Origin of the sequence: Streptomyces sp. NPDC048290, from assembly GCF_040652095.1 — a bacterium.
In the GTDB taxonomy this organism is placed as follows: domain Bacteria; phylum Actinomycetota; class Actinomycetes; order Streptomycetales; family Streptomycetaceae; genus Streptomyces.
Window position 1 is genome coordinate 163,032 of sequence record NZ_JBEZLM010000015.1, and the last position, 22,674, is coordinate 185,705.

General features: G+C 68.9%; 19 protein-coding genes. 6 read left to right on the plus strand and 13 right to left on the minus strand.

The window, feature by feature from the left end:
• Positions 1–17: 17 nt before the first annotated feature.
• Genes AB0D49_RS25690 through AB0D49_RS25715 form a run of 6 tightly spaced genes read right to left on the minus strand, consistent with a single transcriptional unit; the run spans position 18 to position 7,400 of the window.
• Positions 18–1,541 (minus strand): FAD-dependent monooxygenase, encoded by a 1,524-nt coding sequence (locus tag AB0D49_RS25690; protein ID WP_362761460.1) that lies wholly within the window; start codon positions 1,539–1,541, stop codon positions 18–20.
• Positions 1,541–3,331 (minus strand): bifunctional 3-(3-hydroxy-phenyl)propionate/3-hydroxycinnamic acid hydroxylase, encoded by a 1,791-nt coding sequence (locus AB0D49_RS25695; protein ID WP_362761462.1) that lies wholly within the window; start codon positions 3,329–3,331, stop codon positions 1,541–1,543. Before AB0D49_RS25695 ends, AB0D49_RS25690 begins: the two co-directional genes overlap by 1 nt.
• Positions 3,332–3,353: 22 nt before the next feature.
• On the minus strand, positions 3,354–4,361 hold the full coding sequence (locus tag AB0D49_RS25700) for a VOC family protein (RefSeq protein WP_362761464.1): 1,008 nt from the start codon (positions 4,359–4,361) through the stop codon (positions 3,354–3,356).
• Positions 4,362–4,407: 46 nt separating this feature from the next.
• Complete coding sequence (locus tag AB0D49_RS25705) at positions 4,408–5,409, minus strand: 4,5-dihydroxyphthalate decarboxylase (protein ID WP_362761466.1); 1,002 nt, start codon at positions 5,407–5,409, stop codon at positions 4,408–4,410.
• 6 nt (positions 5,410–5,415) lie between these two features.
• The gene (locus AB0D49_RS25710) at positions 5,416–6,450 is read right to left on the minus strand and encodes an amidohydrolase family protein (protein ID WP_362761468.1); all 1,035 of its coding nucleotides are present in this window, start codon (positions 6,448–6,450) and stop codon (positions 5,416–5,418) included.
• Entirely contained in the window at positions 6,447–7,400 is a 954-nt protein-coding gene (locus tag AB0D49_RS25715) for an MBL fold metallo-hydrolase (protein ID WP_362761470.1), read from the minus strand. The genes AB0D49_RS25710 and AB0D49_RS25715 overlap by 4 nt, the downstream gene beginning before the upstream one ends.
• A 521-nt stretch (positions 7,401–7,921) precedes the next feature.
• Here AB0D49_RS25715 and AB0D49_RS25720 point away from each other — a divergent pair.
• The 3 genes from AB0D49_RS25720 to AB0D49_RS25730 all read left to right on the plus strand — a co-directional run bounded on the left by AB0D49_RS25720 (position 7,922) and on the right by AB0D49_RS25730 (position 10,623).
• Positions 7,922–8,845: a VOC family protein gene (locus AB0D49_RS25720; protein ID WP_362761472.1), complete on the plus strand. Its 924-nt coding sequence runs from the start codon at positions 7,922–7,924 to the stop codon at positions 8,843–8,845.
• A 161-nt stretch (positions 8,846–9,006) separates the two neighbouring features.
• Positions 9,007–9,852: a fumarylacetoacetate hydrolase family protein gene (locus AB0D49_RS25725; RefSeq protein ID WP_362761474.1), complete on the plus strand. Its 846-nt coding sequence runs from the start codon at positions 9,007–9,009 to the stop codon at positions 9,850–9,852.
• A gap of 222 nt (positions 9,853–10,074) precedes the next feature.
• On the plus strand, positions 10,075–10,623 hold the full coding sequence (locus tag AB0D49_RS25730) for a DUF5134 domain-containing protein (protein ID WP_362761476.1): 549 nt from the start codon (positions 10,075–10,077) through the stop codon (positions 10,621–10,623).
• 32 nt (positions 10,624–10,655) lie between these two features.
• Here the strand turns inward: AB0D49_RS25730 and AB0D49_RS25735 are convergent, their stop codons facing one another.
• The 6 genes from AB0D49_RS25735 to AB0D49_RS25760 all read right to left on the minus strand — a co-directional run bounded on the left by AB0D49_RS25735 (position 10,656) and on the right by AB0D49_RS25760 (position 18,985).
• Complete coding sequence (locus AB0D49_RS25735; protein WP_362761477.1) at positions 10,656–11,168, minus strand: SCO family protein; 513 nt, start codon at positions 11,166–11,168, stop codon at positions 10,656–10,658.
• Positions 11,165–12,697 carry a hypothetical protein gene (locus AB0D49_RS25740; RefSeq protein WP_362761479.1) on the minus strand — a complete coding sequence of 511 codons (1,533 nt, stop codon included), beginning with the start codon at positions 12,695–12,697 and terminating at the stop codon, positions 11,165–11,167. Before AB0D49_RS25740 ends, AB0D49_RS25735 begins: the two co-directional genes overlap by 4 nt.
• Positions 12,698–12,738: 41 nt before the next feature.
• The gene (locus AB0D49_RS25745; protein WP_362761480.1) at positions 12,739–14,295 is read right to left on the minus strand and encodes an AMP-binding protein; all 1,557 of its coding nucleotides are present in this window, start codon (positions 14,293–14,295) and stop codon (positions 12,739–12,741) included.
• 158 nt (positions 14,296–14,453) lie between these two features.
• Positions 14,454–15,560 (minus strand): NAD(P)-dependent alcohol dehydrogenase, encoded by a 1,107-nt coding sequence (locus tag AB0D49_RS25750; protein WP_362761481.1) that lies wholly within the window; start codon positions 15,558–15,560, stop codon positions 14,454–14,456.
• A 73-nt stretch (positions 15,561–15,633) separates the two neighbouring features.
• Positions 15,634–17,097: an aldehyde dehydrogenase family protein gene (locus AB0D49_RS25755; protein WP_362761482.1), complete on the minus strand. Its 1,464-nt coding sequence runs from the start codon at positions 17,095–17,097 to the stop codon at positions 15,634–15,636.
• A gap of 169 nt (positions 17,098–17,266) precedes the next feature.
• Positions 17,267–18,985, minus strand: coding sequence for a helix-turn-helix domain-containing protein (locus AB0D49_RS25760; RefSeq protein WP_362761484.1), 1,719 nt, complete (start codon positions 18,983–18,985; stop codon positions 17,267–17,269).
• 165 nt (positions 18,986–19,150) lie between these two features.
• Between AB0D49_RS25760 and AB0D49_RS25765 the strand changes: the two genes are divergently transcribed.
• From AB0D49_RS25765 to AB0D49_RS25775, 3 genes are all read left to right on the plus strand, one after another.
• Entirely contained in the window at positions 19,151–20,056 is a 906-nt protein-coding gene (locus tag AB0D49_RS25765; protein ID WP_362761486.1) for a LysR substrate-binding domain-containing protein, read from the plus strand.
• A 215-nt stretch (positions 20,057–20,271) separates the two neighbouring features.
• A complete protein-coding gene (locus AB0D49_RS25770; protein ID WP_362761488.1) occupies positions 20,272–21,111 on the plus strand; it encodes an MBL fold metallo-hydrolase in 840 nt (279 codons plus the stop codon).
• A gap of 355 nt (positions 21,112–21,466) precedes the next feature.
• Entirely contained in the window at positions 21,467–21,970 is a 504-nt protein-coding gene (locus AB0D49_RS25775; RefSeq protein WP_362761490.1) for a hypothetical protein, read from the plus strand.
• Positions 21,971–22,213: 243 nt separating this feature from the next.
• Here the strand turns inward: AB0D49_RS25775 and AB0D49_RS25780 are convergent, their stop codons facing one another.
• Complete coding sequence (locus AB0D49_RS25780) at positions 22,214–22,462, minus strand: hypothetical protein (protein WP_362761492.1); 249 nt, start codon at positions 22,460–22,462, stop codon at positions 22,214–22,216.
• Between the last annotated feature and the right edge of the window lie 212 nt (positions 22,463–22,674).

Consider the following 22,674-nt stretch of genomic DNA (forward strand, 5'->3'; position numbering starts at 1 on the left):
GGCCCGCCCGAGCGTGTTCACCGGGCGTGTGCCAGCCACCGCCGCACCTCTGTCCGGACGTCCGCCGTCTGCTCGCCGCCCTCCCATGTCCTGGCGACATACGCGTCGGGACGCACCAGGACGGTGGTGGCCGAGCGTAGTTCCTCCGGCAGCCGTACCGGCACACCGCTGACCACGTCGACCGGCGCGGTGGTGTACTCCAGGCCGCGTAGTCGGTCGTCGCCCGTCAGGTCGAGGACCAGCAGGCGCTGGTCGCGCAGCAGGGTCCCTACGGTGGTGAGGTGGCCGGGGAGTTGGATGTCCAGGTCGGGCATCCGCCTGCCCGCAAGGGGGCCGGCGCCGGGCGGGGTCGGGTAGGTCAGGGCCAGGCCGTTGAGTTCGAGTCCCAGGCAGCGGTTGATAGCGGGGTGGGGCATGACGGCCGACTCGAACCAGCGCTTGAACGTCACGGCCTCCGGCGAGAAGGCGAACTGGACGGCGCACTGCGCCGCGACGCTGCGCAGCAGTTCCTGGGCCACCGGCCGCCGCTCGGCGTCATAGGTCTCCAGCAGGGAGGGGTCTGCGTGGCCGTTGACGACGGCGGCGAGCTTCCAGCCGAGGTTGAAGCCGTCCTGGATGCAGAAGTTCATGCCGACGCCACTGGCCGGGTAGTGGATACGGCTGCTCTCGCCGACCAGGAAGACGCGGCCCTGTGCGAATCGGTCGGCGATGCGCGTGGCGTCGGTGAACCGCGAGGCCCAGTGCAGTGACGCGAAGTCGAGGTCCGTCTCCAGGATCTCGCGCAGGCAGGTACGGACTTCCTCGGGAGTGACGGGTTCGGAGGGGTCGGCGTGCATACGCTCGGCATGGACGAGATTGAAGCGGGTGACTCCCTCTCCGAACGGGAAGGAGGCCAGCCAGCCCCGGTCGTTGTCGGTGATCCGCCGGCCCTCGGGCCATGGGTTGTCGAGGACGATGTCCGCGACGATGCCGGTGAAGGTCGCCGCGTGGCCGGTGGTGGCGATGCCCTGCTGCTCGCGTACGACGCTGCGACCGCCGTCGCAGCCCACGGCGTAAGCGGCCCGCGCGATGTCGCGGACGCCGTCGGCGTCGACCGCGGTGATCTCCACGCCGGTGTCGTCCTGCCGGACGGTCTCAACGGTCATCCCGCGCCGGAACATGACGCCGCACTCCACGGCCCGCTTGATCAGCACCTCTTCGGTGATGTTCTGCGGCAGTATGAGCCGGTAGCCGTAGCGTGACTCCAGATGGCGCCATTCGACCGGCTTCATGCCAGCCCACATGTGGGTCCGGAACAGCGGGTTGGGTCGAATCTCGCGGGCCCGCGCGATGAGTTCCTCGGCCCAGCCGCGTGCGTCGAGGAGTTCCAGCACACGCGGCAGAATCGTGCCCGCCCTGGACTGTACGACATCGGTCCGGCGCTCGTAGACCACCACGTCCACGCCCGCCTGGGCGAGTTCGGCCGCGACGACCAGTCCCGACGGGCCGCCGCCGACGACTATCACGCCATGCTCCCTGGCGGACTCCGGATGCGCTTCCATCACTGCTCTCCCTGAGTCGAGTACGCCTGGGCGGGCGCGTCCGGGCCGGTGGCCTCCGCCGGTCGCTGCGGCCCGATCGCCCCATCCCGGCCACTGGCATCCGCCGGTCGCTGCGGCAGCATCGCCCCGTCCCGGCCAGTGGCGTCCCCCAGCCGCCGCGGCACCATCGCCCCATCCGGGCCACTGGCGTCCCCCGACCGCTGCGGCAGCATCGCCGCGAGGCGTTCGAGCAAGGCGGGCACGTCGTCGGCGTGGCGTGCGCTGCCGAAGACGTAGAAGTCGGGCCGGTAGAGGATCGCGGTGACGTCCTCGGCCTTGAAGTAGGCGGCGTAGAAGCCGTCGACATCCGCCGTGGCGTCGATGACGACGGTGCGCAGGCCGATCCGGTCGAGATGGCCGCGCACCGGGGCGTCGGCGGGGCCGGGGACCGGGCGGGTACTGAGCAGGACCCAGCCGCGTCCGGCGACGTCGTCGAAGAGCCCGGTGCGTTCCCCCAGGCGGATGCGTCCCTGTGGGGCCAGTCGGCCGGACAGCCGGTCGGACCTGCCGGCGAGCAGTCCGGTGGTGAGCGCGGGGAAAGGGTCGACCGGTGGGGCTGTGCCGGTGCGGAACGCTTCGTCGCGCGCGGCGGCGATGTCGGGGTCGAAGGTGCACGAGACCTGTCCGGCCGCGATGGACATGCGTACCAGCGTCTCGGCGTGCGGGGAGCGTTCGGTCTCGTAGCCCGTCAGCAGTTCCTCGTCCTGGCGGCCGGTCAGTACGGCGTCCAGGCGCCAGGTGAGGTTCATGGCGTCGCGGATGCCGGTGCACATGCCCTGTCCCATGAACGGCGGCATGAGGTGGGCGGCGTCGCCGACCAGGAAGACCCGGCCGGAGTGCCAGCGCTCCGCGACGCACGAGCCGAAGGTGTAGACGGCCTGCCGTTCGATGCGGGCGTTCGCCGGGGTGACGTCGTAGCGCGCCATCAGTTCCCAGGCGGTCTTCTCCTCCGTCAGCCGGGCCGGGTCCTCGCCCGGCAGGGCGGCGAACTCGAAGCGCCGGTGGTCCTTGCCGAGCTGGAACAGGCAGTGTGGCCGGGCCGGGTCGCAGACCTGGCCGTTGTCGAAGTCGAACGACATCGGACCGGTCGGCACCAGGTCCACCACCAGCCAGGTCGAGCGGAACCCGAGGTCGTGCCAGGCGATGTCCAGCGCGGAGCGCACCGCGCTGTTCGCGCCGTCCGCGGCCACCAGGTAGCGGGCCCTGACAGTGCGCGGCCGACCGGCACCGGTGCGCTCGTCGTGGTCGTCGTACTCGACCTCGCGGACGTCGACCTCGATGCCCTCGGCGTTCTGCCGGACGTCGATCGCCTCCCAGCCCTGATGCACGGTGACCGTCGGACATGCCCGTACCGCGGTGTGCAGGGCGTCCTCCACCCGGGGCTGGTAGACGATGTAGTCGCTCCGCCAGCCGGAGACGCCCTTCGCGCCGTAGTCGAAGGCCATCAAGGTCTCGCCGCTGCCGTTGCGGAAGACGTACTGGTCGGCGAGGTGGGCGTCGCGCTCGACGGCCTCGGCCGCGCCCAGTGACTGGAAGATCCGCATGATCTCGTGGTCGACATGTCCGGCCCGTGCCAGGCCGTACAGACTCGGCCACCGCTCGAAGACGGCGACGCGGTGGCCCTTGCTGCCGAGCAGGGCGGCCGTCGCCTGTCCCACGGGTCCGTAGCCGATGATGACGACATCGACCGCCTCGGTGTCAGGGCCGCCGTCGGCCTCGTCCCCGTCGTCACCGTCGTGCTCGTCGTACATGACGCTCCCTCGCTGCCGGGGTTCAATGGTCGATCTGGCCTTCGTGGATCGGTCCCCAGCTGTTGATGGCGGCGAGGTCCGCCTCCCATGTCTTGGGATACTGCGGGTAGTCCTCGTGCCAGGGGCGCGGCTCGAAGTAGCCGTTGGCCTCGTTGGTGATGGTGTCGAGCTGGGTGAACAGTTCGATGTTGTTGCCGTCGGGGTCGCGGTGGTAGGTGAAGATGTTGTGGCCCGGTCCGTGCCGTCCCGGTCCCCACTCCAGCCGGGTGCTCCGGGTGGCCAAGTGGTCCAGCATCGTCTGGAGGTGGGTGAGGTCGCGGGTCTCGTATGCCACGTGGTGCATCCCGGAGAACTTGGTGGAGGCCATGAAGTTCGCGGCGTGGTGGTCGGAATTGCAACGCAGGAACACGAAGAAGTCGCCGATGGTGTCCGACCAGCGGAAGCCCAGTAGGTCCTGGTAGAAGTCCTGGAGCGGGGCGAGTTGCGGGGTGAAGGCGGCGACATGGCCGAGTTTGGTCGGTCTCAGGGTCTCCTGGCCGTCCACACCGCTGCCGGCCTGGGCGTCGTAGAGGTGGATCGGGGCGCCGGTGAGGGGCTCTTCGACGATGAGGACGTTCGGTGTGGACGGTGCTATGTCGCTGCGCTGCTCCACCTGGTAGCCGGAGGCGCGCAGTCGGCGGGCCGCCGAGTCGAGGTCTTCGGTGATCTGGTAGCCGACGAAGCTGCGGGACTGTTTCCGCGGCGCCTGTTCCAGGACCACGCAGTGGTGGTCGAAGGACGTGGTGAGGAAGGCCCGCCGGGTGTCGCGCTCGACGAGCACGAAGTCCAGGGTCTTGGTGTAGTGCTCCACGAGCCGGTCCAGGTCCGGTGTCTGGAAGCCGACGTAGCCGATCTTCGAGACGTTGACCGCGGGTGGGGTCGGGCGCGCGGGTGGCGCGGGTTCCGGTGCCGAGCCGGGTGCGGAGTGCGCCGGGTCCTGGTCTGGTGCGGAGAGCGCCGGGTGCTGGTCGGGTGTGGGTTGCTGGGGCATGACGGTTGCTCCTTGGTACGGCCGGGCGGGCGCCCGGCGCGGGAGGTCAGGTGTCGAGGAGTTCCGGGACGAAGATGTCTTCGCAGGTCAGCCGGTGCTCCGAGAAGCCCTGCTCGTGGAAGTACCGCAGGAAGGTGTCGATGGTGTGGCGGTTGGCACCGACTCCGTACGGGAACCAGTCGTGCGGCATCTGGCGCTGGTTGCGTTCGTAGAGTGAGCTGAACCACGGGATCATCACGTTCATGTGCTGTTCCAGCAGGGCGTGCCGGTGGCGCTCCGCGGCGGAGTCCTTGGCTTCGAGGAAGCCCTCGTAGACCGCGCGGGCCAGGCCGGGGTGCTCGGCGACGAGTTCCTTGCGCATCACGACGGTGTGCATGATCGGGTACATGCGGGTCCGGTCGTAGTACTCGCGCTCGACGGTCTCGTAGTCGGGGAAGAGCCGGGCGACCTTCGGGGAGCCCTCGCGCACACAGCGCGGTACCAGGGCGGAGATCATCGCGTCGATCTCCCCGGCCTCCAGCATGGGCCCGAGCGCCTTGCCCGCGGGCGCTCGCACCACCTCGACGTCCGGCGGGTACACGAAGGGTACGAAGTCGAAGGGCTCCATGGGCCAGTCGGCGCCGCCGACGACCCAGCGGCACTGGTCGGGTGTGACTCCGTAGTCGTCGGAGAGGACGCCCTTGGGCCACAGCCCGGCGTCGTGTCCATAGGTGGCGAACTCGCCGACGGTCTTTCCGATCAGGTCGGTCGGGTGCTTGATCCCGCTGTCGGTGTTCACGAAGATCGCCGAGTGCCGGAAGTTGCGGTTGGGGAAGATCGGCAGGGCGATGAACGGCGAGTCCGGCATGCCGAGGGTGCGCAGGAAGAAGGTCATGCCGAGTTCGGCGACGTCGAAGGCGCGGTCGCGGACCATCCGCTCGAAGATCTCCGAGACGAGGCCGGCGCCCTCGAAGTGGGCATTGACTCCGTCGATCTTCACGCTGCCGTCGAGCAGGGCACGCGTACGGTCGTAGTCGAAGACGCCGATGCGCAGATCGAGTCCGGTCATCGTGGGTCACACTCCTGATGTCGTGTCGTGCCCGCTGACGCGGGCGAGTGGTGCGCGCCGGATACCGGCGCACAGCCGGTCCCATGTGCCCGACGCGATGTCAGCGCGCTGGGCGTCGGTCAGGTCCGCCTGTTCCAGGAAGGCGCGGGCGCCGCCGGCGGGTGCGAACTCGAAGGGGTAGTCGGTGGCGAACAGCAGCCGGTCGGCGCCGACCACCTCCGCCGCCCAACTGAGGTATCTGCGGCTGAACATGCCGCTGGGGGTGAGGTACACATTGGTGCGGAAGTAGTCCAGCAGTGGGCGGTCGAGGGCCGCCAGGGCGGGGATCCTCGCGATCCGCTCCAGGTAGAACAGCACCACCTCGCCCCAGTGCCCGACGATGACCTGGAGCCGCGGGTACCGGTCGAAGACCCCGGTGAGGATCAGCCGCAGCAGGGCTATGCCGGTGTCGTAGTGCCAGCCGATGCCGAAGGTGGACAGCGCGGCCGTCGTCCGGTCGTCGTGCGTGCGGTAGTAGGCGGAGCGGACTTCGGGCGGGGGTGACTGCGGGTGCAGGTACAGCGGCGCCCGCAGTTCCTGTGCCGCTTCGAGGATCGGTGAGAAGAACGGGTCGTCGAGGCTCCGCTCCCGGGTGCGGCCGAACAGCATCGCTCCGTTGAGTCCGAGTCGGGTGACCGCGCGGACCAGTTCGTCGGCGGCGGCGTCGGGCCGTGGTGTCGCCAGTGCCGCGAAGCCCTGGTACCGGTCGGGGTGGGCCCGTACCGACTCCGCGAGTTGGTCGTTGACCCCGCTCTGGAGCGCCACGGCGTCGGCCGCCGCGAGGTTCTGTAGGCCCGGGGTGGTCAGCGAAAGGACCTGTGTGTCGATGCCGGTCTCGTCCATCGCGGCGAACCGCTCCTCGCCCAGGTCCGCCAGTCGGCGGGCGGGCTCTCCTTGGGTGGACGGCCGCAGTGACAGGTCCCTCCAGCGCGGATCGAGCCGGAGCCAGGCGTCGATCACCTCGCCGGTCACGAAATGCTCTTCCAGGCCGATGACTCTCACTGCCCCGCCTCGTCCTGGCGCTCCTGGGCGCCGGTCCGTCGCACGCCTCCGCCGTCGTGGTAGTAGGCGAAGGCCGCGTAGGTGATCCAGCCGGGCACCTCCCAGTCAGGCCAGCGGGCCAGGGCGTGCTTCTCGATGCCCTCGACGGCGGTGTCGAACGGCACTCCGCGGGCACGGGCGCTCGCGGTCTTCTCGTGCACATGGCTGAGGTACTCCCGTACCTCACGCATGTGCTGGGTGCCGGTGATGTCGCCGTGGCCGGGTACCACGGTCTCGATGTCGAGCGCGATCAGTTCGTCCAGCGCCTCGATCCAGCGGTCGCCGTCGAAGTGCGTGTCGAACGGCGGGAAGTACGGCAGGATCGGGAACATCCGGTCCTGGAGCAGATCTCCGGCGAACAGCACTCGCCGGTCGATCAGCACGGTCTGGTCGTCCGCGGTGTGTGCCGGGCCCCACTGGCGCAGTACCGCCCGCACTCCTCCCAGGTCGATCTCGTATTCGTCCTGGTAGGTCACATCGGGCTCGACCAGTTCCATGCCGTCCAGTTGACCGGCCACGGCACGGCCCATGCCGCGGAACGTCGTGATGTAGGCGGGTGCGTGGTGTCGGGACCGGTCGCGCTGTGCCTCGCTGTAGACGATCGTGGCGTGGCCCTTGAACGCCTGCGCTCCGAAGCCGTGGCCGGGGTCGAGCTGGGTGAGGGCGAGGTACAGCGGCAGGCCGTCGGCCAGCTCGCGGGCGACCTCCCGTACATGGGCACCGTTGCCCGGACCGGCTCCGGTGTCGATGACCAGGGCGGCACGGTCACCGACCACGATCCCGATGTTCGGAACGAGCGGCACACGCTGGTCGGGTATGACATACACCCTGTCGGCCACTTCGACCGGTTCGCCCCGCACCAGGGGCGCCGCGTACTCGGTCGCGTCCGCCGGTGCGTGGGGGGCCGGCATCTCCACGCGGCTCACCGGACGGGGAGGTTCGTGGCGTCGGCGGAGCTCCGCCCCGGCTCCGGGTGACGACCCCGGACCCGCGGTATGAGGGCGCCGACCACCGCGCCCGGGTCCTGGCCCTCGCCAGCCCGCTTCCCGCGAGCCTCCTTCAGACACACCACATGATCCCGGCCCTCGCCCACTCCCCCGTGGCGGTGACGGGAATTCGCGCGACGCGGTGGTCGGGGATCGCGTACACCGCGTCGGCGGTCTTCTGGGGACAACCACCGCTCGCCGACGGGCGAGCCTTCGCTTGTCGGCCCGTCCGAAGCCATCACCGACACGGCCTCAGGAACCCGGTCGGACATCTGCGCACCTCCAGTGGCCGCGCCAACTTTTTGGATACAGTACGGATTGTTGGATACACTTGCAACAGCCCAGACATACGGAAGTGATCAGCGCGACGGCGAGTGATGTCCGAGCCGTTCGACGTGGTCCGGCCACCTGGGCCCCACCACGGTCAACCGTGAAAGGAGGCGCGCATGGCCCTGCACCAGTTGTCCTCGGTCACGATCGGGGTCCCCGACCCGCGTGCGACCAGGGACTACTACACCCAGTTCGGGCTGAAGCCCGGACGGGAAGGCTGGCTGGCAACCCGTGACGGCGGAAATCAACTGCGGCTGATATCCGCGCCCACCCGGCGTCTGGTCGAGGTCGTGATCGGCGCGGACGACCCCGACGATCTCGCCCGTGTGGCAGGTCGCCTGCGCGGGCTCGGTCTGCTGGTGGACGCCGATCCGGAGTCGGTCGGCGTCCGCGAACCGATCGCCGGGTTCCGAGCGGTCGTACGGGTCGCACCACGCCTGACCCAACCCCATGTGCCGCCCACGCCCTACAACGGACCGGGCCGCATCGAGCGCCAGGGCACCCGCGCGCCGGGCGTCCTGCGCGAGGACAGAGTCCGCCCGCGCAAGCTCGGGCACGTCGTGATGGGGTCGACGGACTACGGTGCGACCAGGGCCTTCTTCACCGAGGGCCTGGGCTTCAAAGTCTCCGACGAGATCAAAGGCGAAGGCGCCTTCCTGCGCTGTTCGACCGACCACCACAACGTGCTGGTCCTACGCGCTCCGGTCAACTTCCTTCACCACACGTCATGGCAGGTGGACGACATCGACGATGTCGGCCGGGGCGCGTCCGCCATGCTCGAAGGCAACCCGGAGCGTCATGTGTGGGGACTGGGCCGCCATCACGCGGGCTCGAACTTCTTCTGGTACCTCAAGGACCCGGCAGGCAACTTCTCCGAGTACTACTCCGACATGGACTGCGTCCTTGAGGACCAGCTATGGAAACCGGAGGCGTTCGAAGGCGCCAAGGGACTCTTCGACTGGGGGCCGCCTCCGCCACCTTCGTTCCTGCGTCCCGACGACCTCGCCGCCCTCATGACCGGCGCCCACCGGGCCGGCTGACGCAAGCCGACAGCCCCCGCGCCACCGCGTCGGACCCACGACCACGTCACTCCCGTCATCAAAGTCACCAACTGAGGGTTCAGCTGCCCTGCGGAATCGGTAGCCGGGATACGGCACCGGGAACCGCGGTTGCCTGAGCCCTCACTTCGGAGGGATCGCTCATGCGTATCGCCAACCTCTCCGGCCGTCTGGCCCTCATCACCAGCGAGGGCAAGGCCGTCGACGTCGAACAGCTCAGTGAAGGCCGGTTCGCAGCCGATCCGCAGGCCGTCTACGGACAGTGGGCGGAGTTCCAGAACTGGGCCACGGACACGGAACTGCCGGTCGGCATAGCCTTCGACCCCACCGACCTGGGAGCACCGGCGCCCAGGCCGCGGCAGCTCTTCGCGATCGGGTTGAACTACCGTGACCACGCCGAAGAGGCCGGGTTCTCTCTGCCGGAGAGCCTGCCACCCGTCTTCACCAAGTTCGTCACCAGCATCTCCGGGCCGGTGAGCGAGGTACGCCTGCCGGAGCACGGCCTGGTCGACTGGGAGGTCGAACTCGTGGCCGTCATCGGGGCACACGCCCACGACATCACCGTCGACGCCGCCTGGTCCCATGTCGCGGGGCTGTGCGTCGGCCAGGACCTGTCCGAGCGCATCCTCCAGCTCGCGGGCCCGGCTCCGCAGTTCAGCATGGGCAAGTCGTATCCGGGTTTCGCCCCGATGGGTCCGTGGCTGGTCACCCCAGATGAGTTCGACGATCCGGACGACCTGGAGCTGCGCTGCTCACTCAATGGCGAGCAGGTGCAGAAGGGCCGCACCGGCAACCTCGTCTACTCCGTGCCCGCACTCATCGCCGGTATCTCGGAAGTGCTGCCGCTGCTGCCCGGCGACGTCCTCTTCACAGGAACGCCCGCCGGGGTCGGCGTGAGCCGCACGCCTCAGCGGCGTATCGCACCGGGTGACCTGCTGGTCAGCTCGATCGAGGGGATCGGGACGCTGAGTCAGCGCTTCACCGGCTGAAGCGGAACGGGCGGGGGTTCGACGGATGCCGGGCCGGGGCCTGCGTGGGTGGCGGGCGCGGTACTCCACAGGTTTCGGGCCCGATACCCCACCGGTTTCGGGCACGGTACTCCACAGGCTTCGGACCCGGTACCCCACCGGTTTCGCACCCGGTACTCCACCGGTTTCGGGCCCGGTACCCCACAGGTACCTTGCCCGCCACCCACGTACAGGACATTGACCATGTACTTCCACATGCTTCCCGGATCAGCGTGGCCCGGCTGGCTCCTGGTGGCACTCTGCGCGGCCAACGGCGTCTACGGCCTGCTGCGGATGCGGAGCAACGCGGCGGAACAGCGCCGTGGCGCGGGCGACGAGGCGCTCATGGGGTTCGGTATGGCGGTGATGGCCCTGCCCGCGACAGTGTTCACACCGCCCTCGTGGACCTGGCCCGGCTACGCCGCCGTGACCGGCGCGGTTGCCCTGCGCACGCTGTGGGTGGCCGGAGCGGGCACCCATCACCTGGTGGGGGCGTCCGCCATGATCTACATGGCCATGGCGATGGCCGCCTCCCCCGGGCAGCACACCGGACATGGAGGCGCCGGAGTCCCCCTCCTGACGTGGGCCCTGTTCCTGTACTTCGTGGGGTACGTGCTGCACTCCGGCGTCCGGCTGCTGCCTGCGGCGGCGGCCAGCAGCAGGGCCGTCGGCTGGGGCAACCGGCCGGAGCTGGTGAAGGTGAGCCGACTGTCCATGGGGATCGCGATGACCGTCATGCTGGTGACTCTGTGACTCCGGCGCTGAGCGTGATCCTGGCCTGAGTGCTACCGGGATCGCGGGGCGAGGAGGGATTGAAGCCGGGCGGTGACCTCCTCCGTGGTGAGGGCGTCCGGGAAGTGCGCCACGTACTCCCCTTCCGGGGACAGCAGGTAGGTGATCGCGGTGTGAGGTACGGAGTAGCCGTCCGGGTCGTCGGGATCGTCCTTGCGCCGGGCGAACACCCGGAACTCCCGCTTGGTCCCTTCGATCGCCTCGACCGAGCCGGTCAGCCCGGTATAGCGCGGGTAGGGCTCGAGGAACTCCCGGAGCGCGGCCGGAGTGTCCCGCGCGGGGTCGACGGTGACGTACAACGGGCACACTTCGTCCGCCAGCTCTCCCAGCTCGTCGAGGACGAGGGTCAGCTTGCTCAGCGCCCGTGGGCACACCATCTTGCAGTGGGTGAAGCCGAAGAACACCAGCAGCCACTTGCCCCGATAGGACCGCTCGGTGACCGGCGTGCCGTGGTGGTGGATGAGGGCGAAGGGCGGCGTTCCGAGTGTGGTTTCCGGTGGTGTCATGAGTCCTGCCTGAACGTGAAGGTGTGCGGGTTCTCCGGGCAGTGCAGCACGACTTCGCTGCCCCGTATCTGTAGGGCATCGGCGAACGGACCGGGCTCGGCCTCGATCGCTGTGCCGTCTATGCGGGCGACGGGCTGCCCGTCGACGGCGACGGTCCAGCCGCCGCGGCCGATGAGCCTGCTGATCGCGACGGTGCCGTCGCCGGGCACGTCCGGGGTGCGGCGCAGCCGTGCGGACAGGACACCGTCGACCACCTCGGCCTGACTGACCTCGACGTCACGGTCGACGGTGGTCAGCGCTGGCTCCTCGAAGTGGTCCGGCCCCCAGGGCTCGTTGTACAGCTTCCACAGCCCGTCCGGCACGTTGAGGCGGGCGTACCCGAGCAGCACATTGCCGGTCAGGGGGTACATCTCGACAAGGTGCCCGTCCTGGTCCTGGACGTGGTCGTTGCGGGGGTAGTACAGGCCGCCGTCGCGCCATGTCGGGTTCATGAACCGGTCGGCGTGGGCGAGGAGACCATCGCGTGTGCGCTGGTCGCCCATCTCGGCGGCCCACGCTGCTACCCAGCCGAAGTCGCAGGTGTCGTTGATCAGCTCCTGGCCCATCACGACGCGCCGCGATCTGATGGGTACGGACAGGGTGCCGTCGGGGCCGGGCACGAGGAACGTCTGGACCTGTCGCGGGTAGTGCTCGTGGACGAAGTCGCGGTTCCACATGTTCATCAGGGAGCCCAGCCAGGCGTCCACCCATGCCGAGGGCGCTTCGTTGGGAGCGACCGTCCTGGAGTCCTCAAGGACCATGGTGTTGAAGTGGCCGTTTGTGTCGAGCCGGCCGAAGTCGGCCCAGGCCCGCTCGTACCCGGCGACCACCTCGGTGGCGCGGTCCGCGCCCGTGATCAGGTCGTGCATCCGGAAGCCCAGGATGGCGGGCTGGTTGCAGATCTGGAACACGCAGTTCGGCTCGCACGCCACGCCGAGGTAGCCGTTCTCGACCATCTGCCAGTAGATGTGGTCGTTGAGCGAGTCACGGTCGTATGAGAAGCGCTTCTCCTGGCCGCCCCAGAAGAACGACCAGTGCTTGAACGTGAGCGCGCCGGTGGCGGCGTAGCGGTCGCTGGCGAAGAGGTGGTCGTGCGTCAAGGCCATCGACTGGACGTACGCGCTGTACATGATGTTGTCCCGGACGACGGGGTCCCACTCCTCGCCCAGTGAGTCCGTCAGCTGCGCGTTGAACACCGCTCCGCCGCGGCTGACGTCACGCCAGTACATCCAGACCTCGGGCAGCAGTATCTTCTCGATGAGTCGCTGCATGGTCGGCTGGAACAGTCCGGGGGCGGCCGGCAGTCGATGGACGTGGGTCAGTGCCAGCGCGTAGGCCATGTAGGCGAGCTGGAAGCGGTAGCCGCCGAAGTCGTCCTGGCCGATGCCCTTGCCTTGCATGAGTGACCAGTCGTTGGGCAGTTGGCGGGACAGATTGTCGAAGTGTCGCAGGTGGCCGAGTTGCTGGGCGTCGAGCACTCTTTCGGGCATCGGGCTTCTCCTCTGCTGGGCGAGTGGCTGAACCGGGGGCCTCATGGGGTCTTCATGTCGATGAGTCGTCGCCTCATGATCTTTCCGGTGGATGTCTGGGGCAGCGCCGCGACGAACTGCACGGACCGGGGCACCTTGTACGCGGCGAGCCGGGCGCGGCAGAAGTCGATCAGTTCCGGGCCGGTGACGGTCGCTCCGGGGACCGTGACGACGTAGGCTCGCGCCGTTTCGCCCTTGAGGGCGTCCGGTATCCCGCCGACGGCCACCAGTGACACATCGGGGTGCGCGGCCAGGACTCGTTCGATCTCGGCGGGATAGATGTTGTATCCGGCGGTGATGATCATGTCCTTGCGCCGGTCGACGATGAAGAAGTGACCGGTGTCGTCGACATAGGCGATGTCCCCGGTGTGCAGCCAGCCGTCCGTGTCGATGGTGTCGGCCGTGGCCTGTGCGTTGCCGTGGTAGCCCAGCATGACCAGTGGTCCCCGGACGAGGAGTTCGCCCGGGGTGCCGGGGGGTGCGGTGCGGGTGCTGTCGTCCAGGTCGCCGATGCGGACGTCGATGACGGGCAGGGCCACCCCGATGGAGCCGGGGCATGCCTCGGCGCCCAGGAGGTGGGTCGTGCCCAGGCCGGACAGTTCGGTCATACCCCAGAGTTCGATCAGGGGGGCGCCGCTGTGTTCCTGCCATCGTTCGATCGTGGACAGGGCGATCGTCTGTCCGCCGACGGTGCTTCTGGTCAGGGAGCTGAGGTCGGTCGACGGCAGCCGCTCGTGCGCCAGCATCATGGAGTACATCGCCGGAACGCCCTCGAACAGGGTCGCCCGGTGCTCCTCGATGAGTGCCAGCGCCCGCTCCGGCGAGAAGCGTTCCATGAGGACGACGGTGCCGCCGCTGAGGAACGTGCTGTTGATGGCGACATTGCCGTAGACGTGCGGTGCGGGCAGTGCGGTGACCATGGTGTCGCCGCTGTGCCGGCTGTGCATCAGGGCGGTCAGCTGACAGTTGAGGAGGACCGCCTGCTGTGACTGCATCGCTCCCTTGGGGTGTCCGGTGGTTCCCGAGGTGTAGCCGATCGTGGACAGCGCCAGGGGGTCGACCGGCTTCTGCTCGATCCTCGCCCGCGTGGTCAGCAGCGACTCGAATCCGCCGTCGCCGTCGTGGTCGAGGCCGAGCAGGAGGGAGAGGTCCGGCAGGCCGGCGGACAGCGCTCTCATGGCCGGGAGGCGGTCGGTCCGGGTCAGCAGCGCCGCCGCTCGGCAGTCCTTGAGGATGAAGGCGACTTCCTCCTCGGTGAGCATGGTGTTGATGGGATTCACGACGGCACCGGCCCGCAGCACCGCGTGATAGGCGACCACCCACTGCCAGGAGTTGGGTCCGTAGAGCGACACGATCTGCCCCGGGCGGATGCCTCGGTCACGCAGTCCCTGTGCGGCCCGGGAGGTCAGGTCGTCGAGTTCGGTGTAGCTGAACCGGGCGGTCTCGGTGACCAGCGCCGTCCTTGTGGCGAAGCCGGGGGAGACGGCCGGGATGATGTCGCCGGGCCCGTTCAGCGGGTGCGGACTTGAGGTGGTGAAGCCGGTCGGGTGGACAGTCACGTACGGGCCTTCCTTTCACCCTTGCGCCGTCACCGGCCGCCGACGGATGGGCCCGCCGGCGGCCGGTGAGCGTGCGGTATCGACGGCCGGTGAGCGTGCGATCTCGACGGTCACTGAACCTGCGATCTCGACAGTCAGCGACCGTGCGGGCTCGACGGTCAGTGACCGAATGTGATGACCGCCTTGACGACCTGGCCCTGGTGCGCCGCCTCGACCGCCTCGTTGATCTCGCCGATCGGGAAGGTCTGGACGAGCCGGTCGAACGGCAACTGCTTGGCTTGGAAGAGGTCGAGCATGCGCGGGACGAAGGTGTGCGGGTCCGCGTCCCCTTCGATGACACCGATCAGCGTGCGGCCGAAGAGCAGATGCCCCTGGTTGAGGGTGACCTCGTTGTCCACGCCCTGGAAGCCGACCGACGCGCACACCCCCGGAGAGGCGAGGCACTCCAGCGCCTGGCGCACGACCGAGGGCAGACCGAGGCAGTCCACCGAGTACTGGGCACCGCCCTGGGTGATCTCTCTGATCTCCTCCACGACATCCGGCCCGGCGGAGTCCAGCGCGTGGGTGGCACCGAGTTCCAGGGCCAGCGCGCGCCGGTCGGGCTGTGGATCGACGGCGATGACGGAGGCGCACCCGGCCGCCTTGGCTGCCATGACGGCCGCCAGCCCCACCGATCCCGCCGCGAAGACGGCGAGGGAGCTGCCGGGCTCCGGATCGAGCGTGTTGAGCACGGCTCCCGCCCCGGTCTGGATACCGCAGCCGAGCGGCCCGAGAAGCTCCAGCGGAAGCGACGCATCCACCTTGACGACGTTGCGCGGGCTGGTGACCACGTACCGCGACCAGGACGACTGTCCGAAGAAGTGACCGTGCACCGCCTCGTCGCCGGCCCGGTAGGCGGTGGTGCCGTCCGCCCGGCCGCCGCCGAAGTTGACCGCCATGAACGACCGGCAGTGCCGCTGCACACCGCGTCGGCAGTTGTCGCACTCGCCGCAGTAGGCGTAGCTGAGGACGACATGGTCCCCGGGCGCCAGCGTGGTGACACGGTCGCCGACCGCTTCGATGACGCCCGAGCCCTCGTGGCCGAGGATGAGGGGCAGTTGCTCGGGACTCGCCGTGGTGACGATGCCGAGGTCGGTATGGCAGATGCCGGAGCCGACGATACGGACGAGCACCTCATCCGGCCGAGGATCCTCCACGACAACCTCTTCGACACTGAGCGGACCGCCCGGCGCTCGCAGTACTGCCGCGGTCGCGGTGATGGCCATCGCATTCCTCCCTGGTGGTACGTACGGCGGGCTAGTTCGACGACGGGCCCGGTCGGCGGGCCCATGGGGCGCCTCAGACGGCGTCCGGGGCCTTGTTGAGCGTGATGGTCTGCCAGTTGGTGTACTCGGCGAGTCCGTGCAGGGAGTTCTCCGCGCCGATGCCGGACTCCTTGTGTCCGCCGAAGACCTGATGCGGGCTGTACTGGTGCACCTCGTTGAGCCACACCGTGCCCGCGTCGATCTGCCGTCCGACGCGCTCGACGGCGGCCAGGTCCTTGCCCCAGACGGAGGCGCCGAGGCCGTAGGGCGTGTCGTTGGCCCGCCGGATGACGTCCTGCTCGTCGCTCCACTTCAGCAGCGGCAGTATGGGGCCGAAGGGCTCCTCCACCACGAGCCGGGAGTCCTCGGGGGGATTGTCGACAAGGGTGACCGGGACGAACCATCCCGGGCCGTCGGTGATCTCGCCGCCCAGCGCGAACGTGTGCCCCTGAGCGTGGCAGTCGTCGAAGAACTCACGGACCTTGCGGAACTGCGGCTCGTTCTGGATCGGACCGAGCTGTGTGTCCGCTTCGCCACCATCTCCGACCTTGACGGTGCGTGCGTAGGCGACGAGCGCGTCACGGACAGCGTCGTACACGTCCTCATGGATGAAGACGCGCTTGGCGGCGTTGCAGAACTGCGCGTTGTTCTGGAACGCGGCCCAGAAGACCGCGGGGGCGACCTTCTGCGGGTCGACGTCGGGCAGCACGATCGCCGGGTCGTTTCCACCGAGTTCGAGTGTGAGCCGTTTGAGGGTGCCGGCCGCCGAGGCCATGACGTGCTTGCCGGTCTCCGAGCTACCGGTGAACGCGATCTTGTCGAGGCCGGGGTGTGCGGTCATCCACTTGCCGAGGTCGTCGTCGCCCGATACGGCGCTCAGGACACCGGGCGGCAGCAGGTCCTGCACCAGCTCGACCAGCTTCAGATCACACAGCGGGGTGAAGGGCGACGGCTTGACGACGATCGTGCAGCCCGCGACCAGCGCCGGGGCGATCTTCCACACGGCGAGCAGGATCGGAAAGTTCCAGGGCACGATCGCCCCCACGACACCGACCGGTGTGGCGCGGGTGACGACCCGCCGCTCCTCGGTGTCCAGCAGTGTCTCCTCGGGCAGCGACTGCGTGGCGATCTCCTTGAACCAGGCGGCCGACCCCAGGACCTCCCATTCGGCGCCCGCCCGGGGCTTGCCCTGCTCCCTGGTGAGGAGCGCCATGAAGTCCTCGGCGTGCTCGGCGAGCCGGTCGCCGATGGCCGACACGATGGCCTGCCGTTCCCGGAGCGGGGTCGCGGCCCAGCCGGGGAAGGCCCGCCGCGCCGCCCCGATCGCCTCGTCGAGCTGGGCCTCGGTGGTGACCGGTACGGAGGCGATGACCTGCCCCGTCGCGGGGTTGAACACATCGGCGGTCGTGGGAGACGTCACCGCGGTGCCGTCGATGGTCGATACGTAGTCGGTGTCGAAGCTGATGCGTGCTGTCGCATATTCCGTGGTGAGAGCCATCCCGCTTCCCCTCTCAGGCGCATACCGTTGATTCAGAGTGACCGTGATACGGGGCGCCGCGGTGTTCCGATGTCGAACACTCCCTGTGGCGTCGGGCCCGGCTCTGGCGCTCAGCCGGGGATGCCCAGCTGTCGAACTCTCCCCGCGGCACCGAGACAGGCCCTCGCACTCACCCAGGGATACCCAGCCGCCGAATCCGCGCGTAGAGGGTGTTCCGGCCGATCTCCAGGCGGAGCGCGGCGCGTGACTTGTTCCCGTCGCACGCGGCGAGCGCGGCCACGATCACATCATGCTCCGCCTGCTCCAGCGGGCTCAGCCGACGCCGGGCCGGACTGCGGCGATACGCCGCCGGCAGGTCCCGCGGAGTGATGTCGCCGCTGCTCATCGCGGCGGCGGCCTGGCTCAGCACCGCGTGCAGTTCTTGCAGGTTGCCCGGCCAGGGCTGGGCGGCGAGGGTACTGAGAGCGTTCGGAGTGATCCGGCGTCCGGGCCCGCAGACGGCGGTGAGCATGGCACGCACCACGTCGGCGAAGTCGTCGCGGCGGTGGAGCGGAGCCAGCTCGACATGGCGGGGGCAGCGCGCCGCGAGCCCCCGGCGGGAGCCGGTGAGATCTGCGACAGGGTCACTGGTGAGGACGACGACGGTCTCGGTGCAGCGGGCCAGGAGCTGGGCCAGTCCCGCGGCGGACCGCTCGGACAACAGGTGCACATCATCCACGACCACCACCGCCTCCGCCTCCGCCTCCGCCGCCGATTCCAGCGCCGCCCGAGCCCGTCCCAGCCACTCCCCGACGGAGGACTCGTCATCGATCGCCGACAACATCCGCACGCCGCCCTGCTGACCGAGTACCGACGCCGCGAGCCGACGGGCCTCGGTGGTACGACCGCTGCCGGGCTCCCCGTGGACGAGCACCGGCTGCCCCCGTCGAGGCGTGCTGACGCGACCCGAACCGCCGCTCGCGATCCGCGCCCGCACTTCTGCCCCGGACCGCCGTGGTCGCCCACCGGGGACCGAAATCCCGAAGTCGAAGACCACACCGTCCGTACTGTCCTCGATCCGCCGCACGCACACGGTGACCGTGCGCCCCGTGGCGAGGTCGACGCGCGCGGTACGGGAACCCCGATGCGGCGCGTCGGCCGCCAGTGCGCGAAGGGCGGTCTCGGTGTCACCGTCGAGGACTCCGCTGGCGCGCTCGTTGGCCAGGAGTATGCCTGCTCCCAGGACGATCACCGGGTGTGTGCGACGGGCCGCGTGCTCGTGGAACGCGTCCAGGACGCGTCGTTCGTTCCGGCGCGCCCCGTCCAGCAGGTTCTGCTGGATGTCGCGGACAGCCCAGCGAACGAGGGGTGCCATGAGCGCGCTCGCGTCGTCGACATGCCCCGTGATGTCGAGAACCCCCTCCAGGCGCCGAGTCACCGGATGGAAGATCGGTGCCGCGTAACAGGCGAAACCTCGCAGTGCTTCGAGGAAGTGCTCCCCACCGGTGACGGCGATCGGTTGCCGGAGTTCGAAGGCGGTGGCGAGGGCGTTGGCACCGGCCACGGATTCGAGATAGCGGCTGCCCGGCACCGCTTTGACCTGCTCCAGCGACGGAGTGAGGCTCATCCGCGCGCGCCGCCAGTCGACAATCACCGACTGACGGTCCGCGAGCAGCGCAGTGAACCGGCTGTCGGTCAGATCCCGCGCGAGACGGTCCAGCACGGGCTTGGCGGCGACAGCCAGCCGACTGCGCCGGTCGACACCGGCACACACCGACTCCCGGACCTCCATCCCAGGGTCGAGCCCCGATATGCGTGCTCGGTGCCAGGCGAGTTCGATCTCAGGTCGCCTCACCCGGCTTGCCCGGTTCTTGGCGGACCTGTCAAGGAGCTGGGTGTGTTCGCGCATGGGAAAGTCCTCGTCAGGGGGCTCATGATCCGCGTCGCCCGCGCAGGGCGCGTCCCTGCTCCCACCGCGCGGCTCAGTGGACCCAGCGCAGTGTCCCGCCGCGTCGATTTCAGCGTCCAATACCTCTTGAGCACGCCCGATACCCTTCGGGTATCGTGGCTGACGATGGACCTTCGCCTACTGCGGTACTTCGTGGCCGTCGCCGAGGAGCGTCACTTCGGCCGGGCGGCCACCCGGCTGCACATGACCCAGCCGCCCCTGACCCGCGCCATCCAGCAACTGGAAGCGGACCTGGGTACGCCGCTGCTGCTCCGCTCGGCCTCCGGCATCACACTGACAGCGGCCGGGAGCACACTGTACGACGAGGCGCGTGCCCTGCTCGCGCAGGCCGATCACGCTCGCGCCCGGGTCACCGCTGAAGCGGGCGCCGGGAGCCTCACCATCGGAACCCTGGGCGACAGCATCGAGCGAGCCTACGCCGGCACATCCCTCGCCACCGCGTTCCGCCACCGCCACCCCGGCGCCAACGTCCGCGTCCTGGAAGCCGACTTCACCGATCCGACCACGGGACTGCGCGCCGGTCTGGTCGACGTCGCCGTGACCCGGGCACCGTTCGACGACACCGGAATCAGCACCCGCGTCATCCGCTCCGAACCCGTCGGCGTGGTCCTGCGCACCGACGATCCCCTCGCCGAGCGCCCCCTCCTGCATCTGGCCGACCTCGACGACCGCACATGGTTCCAGTTCCCCGACGGCACCGACCCCCTGTGGCGCGCCTACTGGAACGGCGTGAAGCCCGGCGAGCCCCTGCGCGAGGGCCCCGTCGTACGCACCGTCCACGAATGCATCCGGGCCGTTCTGTGGAACGGCACCCTGGGACTGGCTCCTCTCGGCCATGAGCTGGGATCACTCGGCCATGAAACCCCCGACGGCCTCACCGTCGTCCCCCTGGCCGATATGCCGCCAAGCCGGGTGATCGTCGCTTGGCGCACCGGGGATGCCAATCCCCTGGTCCATTCGTTCGTCGAACTCGCGGCGCCGGCCGACCGCCGCCGACGCTCACCAGGGTGACTGTGGTGGCACGCTGGGCATGACCTGCGTTGTCATCAGCGCCACGGCATAGCCAGGCCCGGCGCGCCCCGTGGTTCTGGATCTGGCGGAGACCCTGTCGGAGTCGGCGCATGAGGTGCTCGGGGTCGGCGGGTGAAGGGCCCGATACCCCTGAGGTATCAGACCCTCCACACAGGTATTGGACACGCCGATCGGCAGCGCCGGACGATATCCGTATGTCACCTCTTCACCTGCCCACCGCTTGGTCGGAACCCCTCCCCGAGGCCGCCCCGCCCCGGGAGATGGCTCTGCACCAACTACCCACGGGAACCTACGAAACCCGAGCGGTCTTCGCGTTCAAGGGCGGCTCGTTCAGCGACAAGCGCGATTTCGCCGCGACCTCGGTCCTGGTGCAACACCCCAAGGGCGATCTGCTGATCGACGCGGGCTTTGGCTCACAGGTCGCGGCGCACATCCAGTCCCTCCCCCGGATCGAGCGCGCTCCGTACCGGCTGGGCAGCACCGTGAGCGAGCAGCTCAAGGCCAGCGGCTACGACCGTGGCCAGCTCCGCGGTGTGCTGGTGACTCATTCTCACTGGGATCACGTCAGCGGTCTCGACGATCTCCAGGTACCCGTCTGGATCAATGAGGGTGAGCTGGAGTACGCGGGCAAGGACAAGGGCGGCAGAGTCTTCCGCGAGGTCACCTCAAGCCACCCGATGCACCGATACGAGTTCAAGGGCGGACCCTATCTCGGCTTCTCGTCGAGCCTCGATGTGTACGACGACGGCTCGGTGGTCGTCGTCCCCGCCAGAGGACACACGACCGGCTCCGTGATCACCTTCGTCACCCTGCCGACCGGTAAGCGGTACGCCTTCATCGGCGACCTGACCTGGCAGCTCGACGCCATCCGGCTACGCGCCGAACGACCGCTCCTACTGCGGATCCTCGCCGACACTGACCCCAAACTCGTGCGTGAGGACATGCTCCGCATGATCGCGCTCGCGGACACGATGGAGATCGTGCCCTCCCATGACGTCACCGCGTACGACGGGATTCCCCTGCTGCCCACCTGATCGGCGTCAGTGTCGAGTTACTGATGGTGGATCACGGTCGCGTGCTGGGGAACGCGTCGCGCGCGAAGCACCGTCTCGTCCTCACCGACCGGCTGCGCCAAGGCGTCACGCACGACGTCCCCGCCCGCCGGTTCGACGCGGACCGCTCCACCATCACCCCGCGAAGTCCTGTCGAGCGGGATGGAGGAGGGAGTGCACGCCGGAGTGTACGCAAGGGAAGCGCTCGCTAGCTCGGATGATGTTGAGGAGCCATGCGGTTGCCCCGTACGGCGACGGGCAGCCACAGCCGGACAGTAACCACTCGCGCGGTGCACCCCGGCAGGGTGTCGCTCCGTGCTGAGTTCAAGGAGCAGCAATGGCTGTCCGACACATCAACAGGACCCTCCTCATCGCGGGGGCGGTTCTGCTGTCCGCCGCGGTGCCGACAGGCGCCCAGGCCGTTCCGGAGCAGGCAGCGGCGCCTGTCCGGACCTGCGCCGAGTCCCAGTGGACCTATCCCAATCCGGCCTTCGAGATCCGGACCGAGCTGTGTCTGAGCGAGCAGTTGGGAAGGCTGACGCCGATCCTCGTGACGGAGTGCAAGTACCACGACGACTGGGGGAACTGGCCCAGGGCGGAATGCGATGCCAAGGACCTCAAGTGGCGGCTGACGGCACCCGACAAGACGACCAAGTACTCCGGATCGATGGAGGACAAGCGGGCCTACTTCTTCGACTCCGTGAGCAGCACTGACGTGCCCTGCTCCACCGGGACGTGGAAGTTCGAGATGTCGTCGACCCACGTCGCCGGAAACGACTCCCCGAACCGGACCGCGGACACCTCACAGACCAAGGAGATCAGCGTGGCCAGGTGCTCCTGACCAAGGAGACCGGTCCGGGCACCGCGCTCAACTTGCCGGCCGTCTGAGCTGGTCCGTTCCCTGATCCAAGACTGACTGCCACGACCCCGGCCGCCTCCCCTGTGATCGAGGCGGCCGGGGTCGTGGCTGCTTCCCCCACAGCAGCTCATGGGGTGTCGCCCGGTGATTCAGTGCTCCGGACGGCGCGACACAGGCCCGTCTGTCTGAAGGGACTGCCTGTGTCTGTGATGAGGAACGGACGATTTACTCGACCCAGATGTACAGGGCCCACTTGCTGCCGTGCGGGGTGCAGTAGGCGGGGCCAGCGTAGGACGCCGCCAGCGAGTAGCACGTCGACTCCGAGTAGCTGCCGTCGTACTTCCAGTACCCCGGCACAGCCGCTGTCGTGCTGACCGGTGAAGGCTCGGGAGCCGCCTGTGCCGTGGCGACGGAACCGCCGGCCAGCAGAACGACTCCCGTCGCGAGGCCCGCGATCCATGTACGAGTACGCATGATGCTCCTTCGAGATATGTGCCGGATGTGGTGTGGAGATCGGGTCTGCCCCTGCCTCGCATGTCCTTGGCGTGAGGCGTTCGCCGAACCCGGGTGATTCCGAGACTGTCCGCACGGCCACGGGCGTGACAAGGAGAATCAGCGTTCGCGTCTGTTCGGAACAGGGCTCACCAGTGTTCCGAACACGGCCGATTTAAGGAGTGCCAGGTCAC

What these genes read in the sequence shown, in the direction of transcription:
- AB0D49_RS25750 (WP_362761481.1), bottom strand. Translation starts at nt 15,560, where the DNA reads ATGGCCATCACCGCGACCGCGGCAGTACTGCGAGCGCCGGGCGGTCCG.
- AB0D49_RS25695 (WP_362761462.1), bottom strand. Translation starts at nt 3,331, where the DNA reads ATGTACGACGAGCACGACGGTGACGACGGGGACGAGGCCGACGGCGGC.
- AB0D49_RS25705 (WP_362761466.1), bottom strand. Translation starts at nt 5,409, where the DNA reads ATGACCGGACTCGATCTGCGCATCGGCGTCTTCGACTACGACCGTACG.
- AB0D49_RS25760 (WP_362761484.1), bottom strand. Translation starts at nt 18,985, where the DNA reads ATGCGCGAACACACCCAGCTCCTTGACAGGTCCGCCAAGAACCGGGCA.
- AB0D49_RS25720 (WP_362761472.1), top strand. Translation starts at nt 7,922, where the DNA reads ATGGCCCTGCACCAGTTGTCCTCGGTCACGATCGGGGTCCCCGACCCG.
- AB0D49_RS25765 (WP_362761486.1), top strand. Translation starts at nt 19,151, where the DNA reads ATGGACCTTCGCCTACTGCGGTACTTCGTGGCCGTCGCCGAGGAGCGT.
- AB0D49_RS25755 (WP_362761482.1), bottom strand. Translation starts at nt 17,097, where the DNA reads ATGGCTCTCACCACGGAATATGCGACAGCACGCATCAGCTTCGACACC.
- AB0D49_RS25770 (WP_362761488.1), top strand. Translation starts at nt 20,272, where the DNA reads ATGTCACCTCTTCACCTGCCCACCGCTTGGTCGGAACCCCTCCCCGAG.
- AB0D49_RS25690 (WP_362761460.1), bottom strand. Translation starts at nt 1,541, where the DNA reads ATGGAAGCGCATCCGGAGTCCGCCAGGGAGCATGGCGTGATAGTCGTC.
- AB0D49_RS25780 (WP_362761492.1), bottom strand. Translation starts at nt 22,462, where the DNA reads ATGCGTACTCGTACATGGATCGCGGGCCTCGCGACGGGAGTCGTTCTG.
- AB0D49_RS25725 (WP_362761474.1), top strand. Translation starts at nt 9,007, where the DNA reads ATGCGTATCGCCAACCTCTCCGGCCGTCTGGCCCTCATCACCAGCGAG.
- AB0D49_RS25775 (WP_362761490.1), top strand. Translation starts at nt 21,467, where the DNA reads ATGGCTGTCCGACACATCAACAGGACCCTCCTCATCGCGGGGGCGGTT.
- AB0D49_RS25735 (WP_362761477.1), bottom strand. Translation starts at nt 11,168, where the DNA reads ATGACACCACCGGAAACCACACTCGGAACGCCGCCCTTCGCCCTCATC.
- AB0D49_RS25700 (WP_362761464.1), bottom strand. Translation starts at nt 4,361, where the DNA reads ATGCCCCAGCAACCCACACCCGACCAGCACCCGGCGCTCTCCGCACCA.
- AB0D49_RS25730 (WP_362761476.1), top strand. Translation starts at nt 10,075, where the DNA reads ATGTACTTCCACATGCTTCCCGGATCAGCGTGGCCCGGCTGGCTCCTG.
- AB0D49_RS25715 (WP_362761470.1), bottom strand. Translation starts at nt 7,400, where the DNA reads ATGCCGGCCCCCCACGCACCGGCGGACGCGACCGAGTACGCGGCGCCC.
- AB0D49_RS25740 (WP_362761479.1), bottom strand. Translation starts at nt 12,697, where the DNA reads ATGCCCGAAAGAGTGCTCGACGCCCAGCAACTCGGCCACCTGCGACAC.